This window comes from Planctopirus hydrillae, from assembly GCF_001707835.1.
Lineage (GTDB): Bacteria > Planctomycetota > Planctomycetia > Planctomycetales > Planctomycetaceae > Planctopirus > Planctopirus hydrillae.
Genome location: NZ_LYDR01000055.1, coordinates 56,141 through 70,559, shown reverse-complemented (window position 1 = coordinate 70,559; position 14,419 = coordinate 56,141). Strand labels below are relative to the sequence as shown.

General features: G+C 53.5%; 10 protein-coding genes. 8 read left to right on the top strand and 2 right to left on the bottom strand.

The window, feature by feature from the left end; all coding sequences use genetic code 11:
• Window positions 1–144 precede the first annotated feature (144 nt).
• The 6 genes from A6X21_RS07195 (at window position 145) to A6X21_RS07170 (ending at window position 8,675) form a co-directional block, all read left to right on the top strand.
• Entirely contained in the window at window positions 145–477 is a 333-nt protein-coding gene (locus tag A6X21_RS07195; protein ID WP_068846925.1) for a hypothetical protein, read from the top strand.
• Window positions 478–537: 60 nt separating this feature from the next.
• Window positions 538–1,524: a protein-methionine-sulfoxide reductase catalytic subunit MsrP gene (gene msrP, locus A6X21_RS07190; protein WP_068846924.1), complete on the top strand. Its 987-nt coding sequence runs from the start codon at window positions 538–540 to the stop codon at window positions 1,522–1,524.
• Between the two features lie 134 nt (window positions 1,525–1,658).
• A complete protein-coding gene (gene msrQ / locus A6X21_RS07185; RefSeq protein ID WP_068846923.1) occupies window positions 1,659–3,416 on the top strand; it encodes a protein-methionine-sulfoxide reductase heme-binding subunit MsrQ in 1,758 nt (585 codons plus the stop codon).
• A 173-nt stretch (window positions 3,417–3,589) separates the two neighbouring features.
• Complete coding sequence (locus tag A6X21_RS07180) at window positions 3,590–5,686, top strand: YjhG/YagF family D-xylonate dehydratase (protein WP_068846922.1); 2,097 nt, start codon at window positions 3,590–3,592, stop codon at window positions 5,684–5,686.
• Window positions 5,667–7,367 (top strand): c-type cytochrome, encoded by a 1,701-nt coding sequence (locus tag A6X21_RS07175; protein WP_240490195.1) that lies wholly within the window; start codon window positions 5,667–5,669, stop codon window positions 7,365–7,367. Before A6X21_RS07180 ends, A6X21_RS07175 begins: the two co-directional genes overlap by 20 nt.
• 126 nt (window positions 7,368–7,493) lie before the next feature.
• Entirely contained in the window at window positions 7,494–8,675 is a 1,182-nt protein-coding gene (locus tag A6X21_RS07170) for an alpha/beta fold hydrolase (protein WP_068846921.1), read from the top strand.
• Window positions 8,676–8,854: 179 nt separating this feature from the next.
• On the opposite strand, the gene A6X21_RS07165 is transcribed toward A6X21_RS07170, so the two are convergent.
• Together A6X21_RS07165 and A6X21_RS07160 are read right to left on the bottom strand one after the other, a co-directional pair.
• On the bottom strand, window positions 8,855–10,288 hold the full coding sequence (locus A6X21_RS07165; protein ID WP_068846920.1) for a complex I subunit 5 family protein: 1,434 nt from the start codon (window positions 10,286–10,288) through the stop codon (window positions 8,855–8,857).
• Between the two features lie 133 nt (window positions 10,289–10,421).
• Window positions 10,422–10,778 (bottom strand): ArsR/SmtB family transcription factor, encoded by a 357-nt coding sequence (locus A6X21_RS07160; RefSeq protein ID WP_013112018.1) that lies wholly within the window; start codon window positions 10,776–10,778, stop codon window positions 10,422–10,424.
• A 673-nt stretch (window positions 10,779–11,451) separates the two neighbouring features.
• Between A6X21_RS07160 and A6X21_RS07150 the strand changes: the two genes are divergently transcribed.
• Both A6X21_RS07150 and A6X21_RS07140 read left to right on the top strand, forming a co-directional pair.
• Window positions 11,452–12,417, top strand: a complete 966-nt coding sequence (locus A6X21_RS07150; protein WP_083233450.1) for a WG repeat-containing protein — start codon at window positions 11,452–11,454, stop codon at window positions 12,415–12,417.
• 1,064 nt (window positions 12,418–13,481) lie between these two features.
• Window positions 13,482–13,916 (top strand): hypothetical protein, encoded by a 435-nt coding sequence (locus tag A6X21_RS07140; protein ID WP_165603706.1) that lies wholly within the window; start codon window positions 13,482–13,484, stop codon window positions 13,914–13,916.
• Window positions 13,917–14,419 lie beyond the last annotated feature (503 nt).

Here is a 14,419-nt window from a genome sequence, read left to right as displayed (position 1 = left end):
TTTTGTATGGCGTGTCACCTTTCTCACATCTTCCTGATCTCAATGGTCATGTGGCCTGTCTGGCCAATCCAATTCAAGGCAAGAAGAGTGAGCTTGCGAGAATCTCCCTTCGCATCCAGCTCACCCGGTATTGAGGAAAATCACATGCATCGTCGAATCGTCTGGATGTGGGCCAGCACAGGTTTAATGGGTCTGGTGGTTGGTTGTGGTCAGGCAGCCTCAACTACAAATTCCGCCCCCACAGGTGGAAGTGGTGCTGCCATGGCTCCCATGATGAATGACCCGAAGATGAGTGAGCCGAAGATGAATGATGGCATGATGCCCAGTGAAAAAATGGCTGGCGAAAAGATGGCTGGTGAAAAGATGATGGCAGATCCCAAAATGTCAGATGGTATGATGGCACCAGCCATGAAAAGTGATGATAAGATGAAACCTCCCGCGATGATGGCGCCAGACATGGCCGGCGAGAAGAAGTAACCTTCCGGCTGTCAGTGCTGGCCCACATTCGTCTTTTGAAACGTCGAGAGTGAGGTGGGAATGTCCACAGATCCAAAGATTTCTGATACGGAAATTACACCGCCAGAACTCTATTTCAATCGCCGGCAGATCATGCGGGCAGCCATTGCATTAGGGACTGTCGGTGCCACGATTGGTCTGTATCGTGCCTTCAAACAGCCGGCCCAGAAAGAGGCCAATACCGCAGCTATTGAAGGGCTGGTACGTCCTGCTGATACGGATGCTAATCTGGCCAGCCAGGGGTTCAAGGTTGATGAACCTTTAACCCCCGAGATTGACATTATCAATTACAACAACTTCTACGAGTTCACCACTTCGAAAGAAGGTGTGGCCAGAGCTGCTGCAAATTTCAAAACTGAGGGCTGGAAAATCGAAGTCGGCGGGTTGGTCGATAAGCCCACCACCTTCACCATGGATTCGCTGAAAGCACTCAGCCCACCCGAAGAACGCATCTATCGCATGCGTTGTGTTGAAGCCTGGTCGATGGTCATTCCGTGGGCCGGAATTCCCTTAGCCCGAATTCTTGAAGTTGTTCAGCCTCAATCGGCAGCCAGGTATGTGGCGTTCGAAACATTGTTTGATCCTGTGCGTATGCCGGGGCAGGCCTCGCCTGTTCTCGACTGGCCCTATGTCGAAGGTTTGCGGCTCGACGAGGCCATGCACCCTTTGGCTCTGCTCGCGACGGGGCTGTATGGCAAAGAATTGCCACCACAGGATGGTGCTCCCGTAAGGCTGGTCGTTCCCTGGAAGTACGGATTCAAAGGCATTAAATCCATCGTCAAAATTTCGCTGGTGGCCGAAGAGCCCCCGACGAGTTGGAATCGGTTCGCCCCTCACGAGTACGGTTTCTTCGCAAACGTGAATCCGGAAGTCGATCATCCCCGCTGGAGCCAGGCGACTGAACAGCGGATTGGCGAACTCGGGCGTCGCAAAACCCTCATGTTCAACGGTTACGAAGAGCAGGTGGCTTCTCTCTATACAGGAATGAATCTGCGAAAATTCTACTGAATCACTTGTAGCCGATAGAGTTCAACTGCAAGAGAGAAGCGAACAGAGAGCAGCTACCAGGGGAACGTTCCATTGGCTTCGATGACGGAATGGAATTGTCCGCGTTCATCCATGCATCTCGGGAAGGCCACCGCGTGAGTGAGATTCAGTTCTGGAAGCTGCTGCTGATGATTAATGGTCTCATCCCCCTGGTGCTTCTGGGATGGGATGCGATACAGGGCAAAACGGGTGGCAACGCCATTGGACAGGCCATTCATACCACAGGCTATGTCTCACTGCTCTTCATCATGGCGTCCCTGGCTGTGACACCACTTCGAATGGTCACCGGTTGGACGACTCCAGTCGCCTTTCGTCGGATTCTGGGATTGTTTGGCTTCTTCTATGCTGCCATTCACTTCGGAATCTACTTTGGATTTGATCGCGCTCTGAGCCTGTCGAGTACCTTCGACGAGATTACGAAGCGAAGGTTTCTTCTGGTCGGCATGACGGCACTGATGCTCATGGTTCCTCTGGCCGTCACGTCCACAAACGCCATGATCAATAGAATCGGTGGTCAGCGCTGGAAGCTCTTGCATCGCCTGGCGTACCTGGTGGGAGGACTGGCAGTCCTCCATTACTTCATGCAGGTCAAGGCCGATATTCGCCAGCCACTCGCCTTTGCCGTCGTGCTGGGCGCTTTTCTGTTGATGCGAGTTCCTCTGAAAAAGCTCCTGCAACGTTCCAGGTCTCACACACCCGCCCGCCCCTCTGTCAAATCATCAGCCACGACGACAGGTCGGCCGAGGTTCTGGACAGGTCAACTCAAGCTGGCGCGTGTCTTTCACGAAACTTCTCTTGTCAAGACCTTTCGCTTCGTGGCTCCCGATGGCAACAATCTGCCGTTTGCCTTTGAACCCGGACAATACCTGACATTGAAGGTCCTTATCGACGGAAAGTTCGTCAGTCGCTCGTATACGATCGCATCATCTCCCAGCCAACTGGGCTATTGCGAAATCTCCGTCAAGCGGGAGGAACAAGGCCTCGTCTCGCGGTACCTGCACGATCACCTGCACGAAGGCGATCTCCTTTCCATCTCGGCACCCGGTGGGAAGTTCTTCTTTAATGGTCGCCAGGCGAAAAGTGTGGTTTTCATCTCGGGTGGTGTGGGAATTACACCGCTCATGTCGATGACTCGTTACCTCACCGATACCTGCTGGCCCGGCGAAATCCACTTTCTCGTCGTTGATCGTTCACCCAAAGATTTGATCTTTTACGATGAATTACGACATCTCGCCCGACGGTTCCCCAATCTTCATGTGGCCGTCACATTGACACGATCTCCAGAGATGGATGATTGGATGGTGCCGGATGGCTGGCGGCGAGGCGAAGGGCGCATCAATACCTCGTGGCTTCGTGAATGCCTGCAGGATTGGCCCCAGCGTCAGGTCTATTTATGCGGCCCCGACGCCATGATGGAGGCCACTCGTGAGCTTCTGACTGAGCTGGGAGTCCCTGCCGATCAGATCTTTACCGAAGCCTTCGTCTCACCAGCAGCACAAAAAGAGGCGACTGAGATTCTGCCTGTGGAGTCTCCAGCGACTCCCGCAGCGACCTCCTCAAACCAGCTTGCCACACACTCCGCAACTTCGGGCGATTATCAAGCCACGCTGCAATCGTCCCGCCAAACCATTGATTTAGGCGGCTACAACAATCTGCTCGAAGCGGTTGAAGCGGCTGGACTCGACTGGCCTTACGATTGCCGCTCGGGTGTTTGTGGTCAGTGCCGGGTTCGACTCGTCAGTGGCGAAGTGGTGATGGATGTCCAGGAAGCGCTTTCGCCACAGGAGCGAGCACAAGGCCATATCCTCCCCTGCCAGGCCCGTCCCTGCAGCCATCTGGTGATTGAGGCCTGACGAGCTTCCCTGGTTTCCTCAGGATGGGTTGATCTCACGCACCCGTTCCGTCTTTGTGCTAACATATTTCGCAAGCCGTCAGTTGATGCTTTGCTGGTGTTGATTTCGATTCTGCACGCTGACGTTGGCTCGTTCGAACTCCGCGTGGAATGAATCATCGGGAAAGCCTCGCAATGCAACCGGCGACCTTTGAAAGTCTTGTCGATTCACAGACTCCTGATCTCTGGCAGATTGAAACTCGTGGCCCCGGCCCGCAAGGCGCTTTGCCACTCACCGATGAACTGCTGAGGAATGCTCCCAGTGGCGATCTGTTTGGTCTCACTCAAAATGCGGGCATGGGCTGGCCTGTCGCCGAAGTTTTGAGGCCGCAATACCTGATTCTGAGCACGCAAGGTGGTATTCGCGGCGAAGATGGGCGCCCGATTGCTCTGGGTTATCACACGGGCCATTACGAAGTTGGCCTGTTGATGCGTGCTGCCGCCGAAGAGATCGATCGTCTGGAGGGATTGCCGTTTGCCGGGTATGTCAGCGATCCTTGTGACGGCCGTACCCAGGGCACAACGGGGATGATGGACAGTCTGCCCTATCGGAATGATGCTGCCATTGTGCTCCGCCGATTGATCAGGTCACTTCCTGTCCGGGAAGGTGTTGTGGGTGTGGCGACATGCGACAAAGGCCTTCCGGCCATGATGATGGCACTGGCATCGATGCACGATCTGCCGTGTGTGATTGTCCCTGGCGGAGTCACTTTGCCTCCAATTTCGGGCGAAGATACCGGGAAAGTCCAGAGCATCGGTGCCCGTTATGCCAAAGGCGAAATCTCGCTGGAACATGCTGCCGAAGCAGGTTGCCGCGCCTGTGGTTCAGCAGGTGGTGGTTGCCAGTTTCTCGGGACAGCCGCCACGTCGCAAGTTGTGGCTGAAGCGCTGGGAATGTCTTTACCACATGCCGCTCTGGCACCTTCTGGCCAGCCGATCTGGCTGGATATTGCTGTTCGATCGGCCAGAGCTGTTGTGACTCAGCGGCTGACGGGTCTATCGATGAACAAGATCCTCACTGCCGATTCGCTCCATAATGCGATGGTCGTTCACGCAGCCTGCGGTGGCTCGACGAACCTGCTGCTGCATATCCCGGCTATCGCCTTTGCGGCCGGTCTTGAGCGGCCCCAGGTTGAAGAGTGGAACCGCATCAATCTGGCGACACCCAGGTTGGTCGATTGCCTTCCCAATGGCCCCGTAGGTCACCCGACTGTGCGATTCTTCCTGGCGGGTGGTGTTCCGGAACTCATGCTCCATTTGCGTGCTTTAGGCCTGCTCAGGCTTAACGCTCTCACAGCCACCGGCAAACCACTCGGCGATGTTCTCGAATGGTGGGAAAAGAGTGAACGTCGTGAACGCGTCCGTCAGGTATTGCGTGAGCGGGATGGTGTCGATCCCGATGACGTCGTCATGCCTCCCGCTCAGGCGAAGGCTCGCGGATTGACCAGCACTGTCTGTTTCCCTCGCGGGAACATTGCCCCCGAAGGTTCTGTGGTTAAAGCGACTTCGATCGACAAATCCACATTGGATGCGAATGGTGTCTATCACAAGATTGGCCGCGTGCGGTTTTTTGCGACGGAACGGGAAGCGATTCGTGCGGTCAAAGGCCAGTCTCAGCCCGCAGTCCAGGCAGGAGATATTCTCATTCTTGCCGGGCGTGGGCCCTTGGGCTGTGGGATGGAAGAAACGTATCAGATCACGTCCAGCCTCAGATATCTCCCCTTCGGAAAAGAGGTGACTTTGATCACTGATGCCCGCTTCTCGGGAGTTTCGACGGGGGCCTGCATTGGTCACGTGGGCCCGGAAGCTCTCGCGGGTGGCCCGATTGGCAAGCTCCGGGATCATGATCTCATCGAAGTACGGATCGATACGCGGAACTTGACGGGAAGTATAAACTTCATTGGGGAAGGTGACGCCACGTTCACAGCCGAACATGGTGCTAGAATTCTGGCAGGGCGTACACCTCACCCGAAATTGGCTCCAGACCCAGAACTTCCAGCCGATACCAGGCTCTGGGCAGCACTGCAGCAGTTAGGAGGCGGAACCTGGGGAGGATGTGTCTACGATGTCGACGCCATTGTCAACGCCCTCGCAAATGCACCTCGCATGGGGAGTGCTCCCTACAGCTTATCCGGTGAAGGAAGTTCCAGCGTCAATCCAGCGGCTGGAACCTCAATTCCCGAATCCGGCGCAGACCTGCTCGCCACAACGCATGGACGAAGCAGTTGCTGATCTTGATCAACGGGAAGATCACCAGTTAATGAGCCGCCTCTGTACTCTGCTTGCGACGCGTCTGTTTCGTGCCATGCTGGCGGGTCTTCTGCTTCGTGCCATGCTTGCGGCTCTGAGCAAGCATGCCCTACCCATCCTCAATACTCCATTAACTTCCGGGATGAGTATTCAACGACATCCTGCAAACTTCCTTCTCGCGTGGGCCGTTCTACTGATTGCTGGTTGTCTCACCTCGATGACCCACGCCAGCGATTCACCCACTGTCTCAATTTCCCAGCAGGCCAATACTCAGGAAGTCACCGCAGAAGATGGCTACCGGATTCTCAAATCCAAACCTTTTCTTCCAGCAGACTTTCATGATCGCCACCTGGAGCAGCTCTGGACGGTCTGGCCCGAGCCCTGGAAGACAAAATATGCCCAGGCTGCCCCGCGCGAAAAGCGGCAGCTTCTTTTCTCGTACTACGGCTTGATCGAAGATCCTCAGCAGAAGTCTGCCGAATCCAGCGAGGAGCAAGTGGTTTCTGGTACGCCTGCACTGGGATATCTCAAAACGGAATCCGGAAACTGGGTGATGACCTGTCTCGCCTGCCACGGCGGTAAAGTGGCTGGTCAATCACAGGCTGGTCTTCCCAATTCACACTTTGCCCTGCAAACGCTTGCCGAAGATCTTCGGCAGGTGAAGCTCGCTAACAAAGAGACTCTGGCACACCTGGAAACTGCATCACTGACGATTCCGCTGAATGTGACCAACGGCACGACCAATTCCGTCATCTTTGGAGTGATCCTGGGCACCTTCCGCCGCCCGGATATGTCGGTTGATCTGGCACGGACAGTTCCGCCAGTCATTCATCACGATGTCGATGCTCCACCCTTCTGGAATGTCAAATATAAAACCTCACTCTACTGCGATGGCTTTGCTCCCAGGTATCACCGCCCTCTCATGCAGTTCATGCTCTTGCCGGTGAACGGTCAATCGACAATCTACAGTTGGGAGAATGATTTCCGAGCCATTGAAAAATGGATCGAATCTGTCGAGGCACCGGCCTATCCCTTCCCCATCGATGACACACTGGCCGCCTCAGGCCGATCAGTCTTCGAGAAAAACTGTGCCAGTTGTCATGGCAATTATGGCCAGGGAACCCTCGTTTCAGATCGGGAATTTCCCGCCGATACTCCGCTGAATGCACTCACTTCAGCCAAACGCGATGTCGTGAAGTACGAACAGAAGACGATTCCGATCGGCGATGTCGCCACTGATCCCGTTCGACTGCAGGCATTAACGGCGACACATCGCCAATGGATGAAAGATGGCTGGATGAGCGATTATGGCAATCATCCAGTGATCATCGAGCCTGCGGGTTATGTGGCACCCCCACTTGTCGGTATCTGGGCCAGTGCTCCTTACTTTCACAATGGCAGTGTTCCTACACTCTGGCATGTCCTCCATCCTGAGAATCGCCCTGCCGTCTGGAAACGAACTGAAAATGGTTACGATACAAACAAAGTGGGTCTCGAAGTGGAAGAGTTTGGCCGATTGCCGACGGGTATCAAAATTCCTGCCGAAAGACGCCGCTACTTCGAGACGAAGCTCAAAGGCAAGTCATCTGTCGGGCACGATTACCCCAATGCACTGACTGCCGATGAGAAGAAAGCTCTCCTGGAATACCTCAAGACTTTGTAATGGTTCTGGACAATCGCCTGCTGGACGTTCAATGTGAGTGGATGGCTGAGAAAGCACTCTTCATCTTCGAGTTCAATTTTTATCTCAGTTTGATTTCGTGAATTGGCGACTTCCGGGAGTTCAGGCATGCAGAAACTTTTTCGGCAACTGTTGAATTCCTCTTTGGCAGACTCTGCTCGCGTCGCCTGGCTGTGCACAGTGGCTTTGACCACGGTATCGGCAGCAGGCCAGGAACAGGCCTCAGCCCCAAAGCAGGCAGGCCAGCCACCATTGGACCGACGCGCTGAAGTTCTTCCTCCCAACGGATTGTCATTGGTGAAATCTCTGGTGGAGGCCCAGTCTGCCGAAACTCCTGCTGGCGAGGATGATCCCATGGCCGCTCTGTTTCGTGACCCCAAAGGAAGCATCTGGTCGAGCACTTTGGGCGGACGCCAATTCTGGGGTGATGTCCATTTCTTCCATCATTTCCGAATTCAAAAGAACGTCTTCACGGGTCACTATCGATTACTCGACAGCCACGATCGACGTCTGGCCAGTGGGACGCTCGAAGCTTGCCATAGTGCTCTGAACGAACTGCGAAAGAAGGACAACATTCCGTCGATGTCTGGCACGGTCGTCATTTTCGTGCACGGGATCGTCCGCTCATCCAAATCCATGTCGACACTGGCACGTCTGGCGGAAAAGCATGACATGACCGGGCTGGAGTTTGATTATCCCAGTACTCAGATTGATATTCGTGATTGTGCCGAGTACCTGCATCAATGCATCAGCGGGCTGGAAGGTGTCGAAAAGATTCATCTCGTTGTTCACAGTATGGGTGGACTGGTGACGCGGGCTTACTTCGAGAAATATCATGATCCCCGCATTGGCCGGCTCGTCATGCTGGGCACTCCCAATCAGGGAGCGAGGATGGCTGACCATTTGAAAGGAACATTGCTTTTCAAAACCGTCTTCGGGCCGGCAGGTCAACAGCTTGTGACTGATCCTGAGGGAGTGATCCCCAGTCTGCCGATTCCACCGTGTGAATTTGCCATCATTGCCGGTGTTCGTGGCGACGGAAAAGGCTGGAACCCGTTCATTGCAGGGGATGACGACGGGACCGTGGAGGTGTCCAGCACGCGCCTCCCCGGAGCAGCAGACTTCATCACGATCCCGGTCATCCACGCACTGATGATGCGTGATCAGGCCGTCGGCGAACACGCCCTGCGGTTTCTGCAAACCGGATCACTGCGTGCGGATGGCCAGAACGAACCGATTCTCAAAGTTGACCAGAAACTCCCCCCACCACCAGAATCCCCCAGGGACTGACTCACTCCTTCTCCCGTTCCGACGGGAGAAGGCCGGGATGAGGGTGAGTTCAAACAGGTTGGGGGTTCTATCAACGAGCGGCATTATCGCGGGATGCTACTTAAGAATTTGCAAACCTGCATGGATATGCATCTGAAGATAGACATCAACTGGAAAGCCCCTTACCCGGCCTGTCGCAACTACACAGTCACAAATCGCATCAAGACAAAAGCACTTGCCGAAAGCGTAATGATAAATACCACGCATGTAACAATTGCGGCGGCCATGGCGAAAGGCAGAGGAGCCGGGGAAGGCGTGGCTGTCGTTGCTCGCCGAATTGTGGCTCGAATCAGAGGGTAGATATAGACAAAGTTGAGAAAACTACCGATGAGTAAAAAGCCTGCAGCCGCATAATGGTGACGATGAACTTCCTCCAGCAGCATGATGTCCTTGCTGTAGTAGCCGGCAAAAAATGGAAAGCCGCTGATAGATAACCCGAAGAGCACGCCCGCAACGCCGAGCCACCGCCGACCGGGAATGGCGTTGCCCACTTGAGGGGCCTGAACACTTCCAAAGGATGTAAGAAACGCCCCGGCACAAAAGAACAATCCGAGTTTGGCAATCGAGTGCGTAATGATATGCAGCATGGCCCCCTGCATACTCTGCGGAGTTCCGACCAAAATTGCCGTGATGATATAGGATAACTGGCCCACCGTCGAGAACGAAAACCGCTCTTTCAAATCGGGCGTTTTCCACGCTCGATACGCTGTGTAGATAGCCGTAAACCCACACAGGTACATCAGCCAACCTGTCTCAAAGAAGTGATCACTCAGTTCACGCAGCAATTCCATGCCGTAAACATGCTTGGCGATCTTGAACAAAACAATGCTTCCCACCTGCACAGACGCGACCGAGTGAATCATGGCCGTCACAGGTGCCGGTGCGATAGAAACAGTGGGTAGCCATAAGTGGAACGGAGCGACACAGTTCTTCGACAACCCCACAATGATCAGAGCGAGAATGATGGACGCCTTGCTATGGCTCCATCCGTAGTCTGTGATACTGATGAGTTCAAAAGGGGTGCCCAGTGGAAAATTCCATGCCACGACAGGCAGCACAATGAGCAGGACTGGCCAAAGTGTCGATCTGACATAGAATCTTGCCGCCCGATGGGCGGCGTCTCCTCCTCTGAGAGTGATCAGCGGAACAATCGTTGGTATAGCCGCAGTGTAGAAGAACAAGAGTGTAAAGAAGTTATCCGAAAGCCCGGCCCCGACTGATAATCCCACGGTCGCATTCATGTACTTATGAAATGCGACTGCCTGATCCGAGAGATGAGCAGATATATAACCCACTGAATAAAGTAATGTGACGCTCCAGCAGAGATAGACGACAATTACGAACATCCATGAAGATCTGTCCAGAGAGAACGAAATCCAGTTCCCGAGACGAATCGAACCGCTTTCAGGGCCATGCAGAATCGCAATCGCCGCAATACAGGCGGTGGATACGATCGAAATCGAGTAAAACGAGAGCTTCGATTTTGCCTTGATAATCGTCAGCAGATTAAGAATCAGCGGCCACGCCAGCAGCAACAGTGCCATGGAAGTGGGATCGAGAATAGCCCTGACCATTAGAGTGGTTTTCCTGCAAGAGGCGGAAGCAGTTCAGCAGAAATGGCTGAAAACAATGGAAGAAGTGTGCCCCAGATGGGTTGTACTGGCCGGTGACAATACTGCCAGATGGTGTGGAGGGAGTGGCCACGTCTCATCGCCTGGCCTTCTGTTCGGACTTTTTCGCTCCCTTTTTCTCTTCCTGCATCATCTCCATCACTTCACCGAGGTGGGCGAAGAAGTACTCACGCATTTTCTCCAACACCTCACCCAACAGGGGATCACGCAGGCGGTAGAAGATCTGGTTGCCATCCCTGCGGGTTTCGACGATGTGTTTGTTTCGCAGGATGGCCAGATGCTGGGAGATATTGGCCTGTTCCACACCGATCTTTTCGCAGAGCACGCCGACCGACATTTCGCCATGACTCAGAAACTCGACAACGGCCACCCGTGTCGGGTGGCCAAGTGCCTGAAAAATCCCCGCCTTGAATTGCCGCAGCGACTCCAACATCACGACCTGCCCTTACATTCGAGTCCGTGTACATTCGCATAATCGAATATACGATGCGGCTCAGAAAATCAATCTGATCTACCTGACAGTCCTGTAAGGTGGTAAGGCGTTTATGGCAGCTCCGTTTCCCGGGACCTCTCAGTCCACGACCGGTCGCAACGAATTGGACCGGCAGGCGGAAAAAATTGACATTTTCATCCCGCATCCGCAATCTGTGATGAGGCAATGCAGTCTAGCGACAGTCGAATATTCGCTCACAAGTTAAGCTCAAGCGGTAGTTTTTTGTGAATCGACTGCGTACAAACTTTTGTCTGGAGCAGGGCTGTGCGGCATCTCAAAACCATCTCGCTCGCCCTGGGAATGATCAGTCTTCTGATCTCATTGCTACCCCTCGGTTTTGCTGCTCTCGGGTTTCTCGGAATCCTTGCGGACATTGGTCCTGGCGAGAATCGCAAGATGGGCATTCAATTGCTCACCTGGGGCTTACCCCCCTTCATTGGCGGTATCGTGCTATGTGCTCTCGGTCTGTTGGCACATGTCACAAATCACCGTCATACACACAAAGCGCCGAGCACAGCTTCCAATAACAGAAGCACGCAAGATTTATAACACTCAATATTCACTCGGCACCCGCTGCGATTGAGCCTGTTCGTTAGTCAGAACCTTGGAGAACATGATGCGAATACCGATTCTCGCAGCGATTGTGCTGATGTTCTTTATCCCATCTGCTTCATACTCGCAACTGGTTCCTCCCGAACGAGTCGAACCTGTTGGGCCACCCCTCTTTGTTGTGACTGTCAAGGGCCAAACCGGGTTCATGGATCCCGCTGGTCACCTTGTAATCAAACCGGCCTTCGAAAGGGCGCTACCTTTTCATGATGGACTTGCAGCCGTTCAGAGGCAAGGCCAGTGGGGGTTCATTGACACAACGGGGCGCATGGTCATTGAGCCGCAATTTATCAGCGTGGGTTCCTTCTCCGAGGGCCTGGCCAAATTCCAGGTTAAACGCTACCCCGACAAACTGGGCTACATCGACAAGACGGGCCAGGTCGTCATTCAACCACAGTTCGATGTGGCAGAAGATTTTCGCAATGGTGTCGCCCGGGTGGGAGTTGCCACTTACAAGGGAATCCTGCTCAGTCTGATTGCCGACGTGGGGGTCGAGTGCCATTACAAGTTTATTGACCGTAACGGCAATCGTGTTCCCGAACCTCCTCCCGAACACTACGCAACGGGCGAGCAGGACGAACTCATTCCTTTCCGCAAGCAGGGTCTGTATGGCTATGTGAATGCTGAGGGACAGGTCGTCATTGAGCCGCAATTTGAGTACGCCGCTGCTTTCTCCGAAGGGCTGGCCAGAGCTTACAAAAACCGGCTCTGCGGCTACATCGACAAGCGCGGCGAGTGGGCCATTACCCCACGATTCGAGTATGCCAACGATTTTTCGGAAGGCCTCGCTGGCGTCAAGCTTGGCGAAGAAGGTTGGGGTTTCATCGATCGCTCGGGCCAAGCAGTGGTTCCGGGTCGATACGGCTGGATCTACGACGGCTTTCGCCACGGCGTCGCAGAAGTCGCCTTGGACCGCAAACAGGGCTATATCAACAAAAAAGGCGACTGGATCCGACCACAAGGGGAATAGGAGATACTCAACACATGAAACAAAAGCATCGTCAAAACCAGTTCTGCAGGGTGGCGTAAAGGCTTTGCGCAACCCACCAGCTCTTCAGTTCATCCTCGAAGCGTTCACCAACCCTGGACAGGATCATTCCACTCACCGAGGCAGTGTTGGCCCAGGCATAGCTTGGCACACAAACACGCCGCGAAGCCAACCCATGACACGAACGGGAAGAATCTTGTCGCAGCCACCGTCAAATCAAGAAAACTGCGGTCTCGCACGATAGCCAAGAGCGGTGTAGCATGGGAGTTCTGTCAGCGTTTCGTAGCAACTTGTTTCATGATATGATTATTCAGAATTACCAAGACCGTTCCCGACCGGCACACTTCGGCAAAATTCTACCCCACTTGCGTGGATTGAATACCCTTCATTCAAAAGAGGATGCCCTTGAGCACATGGCAAGAACGATGGCGTAAGGAGCACGGCGACTTTGCGATACCATGCATTGTCAGTGAACGCTATTTGCAATTTTCCGACTCTGGGACCCAGCGAATCGGTGCTGGTGAGGTCATTACGTTGAGCGTCATGACGGACGCTTCAGAGAAAGGTCCAAAGAAACTCTGTGAGCTGATAATCACTCGTGAAGAATTAACGAGAGTTCTGGAACTGATTGAACCCGCATCGAATGCCTAGGAACCGTTTCATCCAAAATTCGAATAGCCAACTTGGCAGTAACAAACGAATGGTTTGACAACCAACGCACCCCACGCGGGTGACAATGGGCGCAATAAGTACGGATTTGGGAAAATCCGAAACGAAAAATCCACCACCGTATCGGCTGATTTCACACTAAATGATCGAAAAACTCTCAACCAGTTTCAACACGATGGATCGGACGAATTCAGAGACCTTACGCACGAGCGACACGGAGGCTATAAACGAGCTGTTGGCAAGATTTGGTGATTTACCCTGGTTCGTTGTTAATAGTTATGCGAATCGGAATGGAGATTCACGCCGACTTTTTAATTAACGGCAACCTTCGCTTATCGATTACGCTAAACGTTCTTCTAACACGAAATGGATCGCAGATGGATGATTTGCTTTCGCTGCTTCAGCAGATTGGTCTCGGCGTCGCTTGTAATGCGGTGTACGACATACTCAAGCGACACGCGGCGCAGCCTTTGCCCACACAGACTCTCGCAGTGGAAATTGAGAACGCAATCCGAGTTCACGGTGTCACAATGAAAGCTGCCACCGTCATCGATGCTCTTGCAGCCAACGGAGTCCTTTCAATCCAACAATCAAAATTGCACGCTCCTGACGCGATAACTTTTGGTAGCATTCAGGGGGCGGCAATCGTCGGTAATTCGAGTAAGTTGACTACCAAAAACACAGCGATTGAAGCAGGGCGTGGTGCCTTCGTTCAGACGAGTGGTAACGCCCAGATTCGGCAAAACCCTGACGGAAGTATCAGTTTTCACGTCGGCGAGAACGGTGGAGACTCGATCTCTATTCACACATAAAACATCGGCAAACAATGTGAAGCACTAAGGAGGTGAAGTCGAGTGGATCTGCAGTGGACGATCCATCGTCATCATTCTGTGAAGTGTGGCGTAAGCCGATGGAAAGTCCGGAATCATACTCTAATTATGGCTCTTCAAGAATTTAGTAGTACTCCAATCCAATACAAAGGCATAGGCCTTCGCTGGTCAGTGCTGGTGCGAGGTTTGTCGTCACCGGGAGAGGGTTCGCTAGTAATTCAATCAGATCGCGGACAACGATTAATTGTTCGACTTTCTCTAAACGCTTGTGGATCCACGGCTCTGGAACATGGCATACTTTGAGCCTTCACTGGTTCGTACGGTGATGGATCAAGCTTCGACGGTCCGTTGGACACCCGCTCAGCCCATCTAGGAAATTTATACTTCACTGGGGATGGTGATTGCCTTCGTATTATATGAACAGTTCGCGCCTGGTAAAGGTGCGTTGAGAAGTGACTTGCAATCGCCAGTTTTGCATTCGTTTG

Bases quoted from the DNA above. Each gene is read 5' to 3' on its own strand.
- A6X21_RS07180 (WP_068846922.1), top strand. From the start codon at position 3,590: ATGCAACCGGCGACCTTTGAAAGTCTTGTCGATTCACAGACTCCTGAT.
- A6X21_RS07175 (WP_240490195.1), top strand. From the start codon at position 5,667: ATGGACGAAGCAGTTGCTGATCTTGATCAACGGGAAGATCACCAGTTA.
- A6X21_RS07160 (WP_013112018.1), bottom strand. From the start codon at position 10,778: ATGTTGGAGTCGCTGCGGCAATTCAAGGCGGGGATTTTTCAGGCACTT.
- A6X21_RS07140 (WP_165603706.1), top strand. From the start codon at position 13,482: ATGGATGATTTGCTTTCGCTGCTTCAGCAGATTGGTCTCGGCGTCGCT.
- A6X21_RS07170 (WP_068846921.1), top strand. From the start codon at position 7,494: ATGCAGAAACTTTTTCGGCAACTGTTGAATTCCTCTTTGGCAGACTCT.
- msrP (WP_068846924.1), top strand. From the start codon at position 538: ATGTCCACAGATCCAAAGATTTCTGATACGGAAATTACACCGCCAGAA.
- A6X21_RS07195 (WP_068846925.1), top strand. From the start codon at position 145: ATGCATCGTCGAATCGTCTGGATGTGGGCCAGCACAGGTTTAATGGGT.
- A6X21_RS07150 (WP_083233450.1), top strand. From the start codon at position 11,452: ATGATGCGAATACCGATTCTCGCAGCGATTGTGCTGATGTTCTTTATC.
- A6X21_RS07165 (WP_068846920.1), bottom strand. From the start codon at position 10,288: ATGGTCAGGGCTATTCTCGATCCCACTTCCATGGCACTGTTGCTGCTG.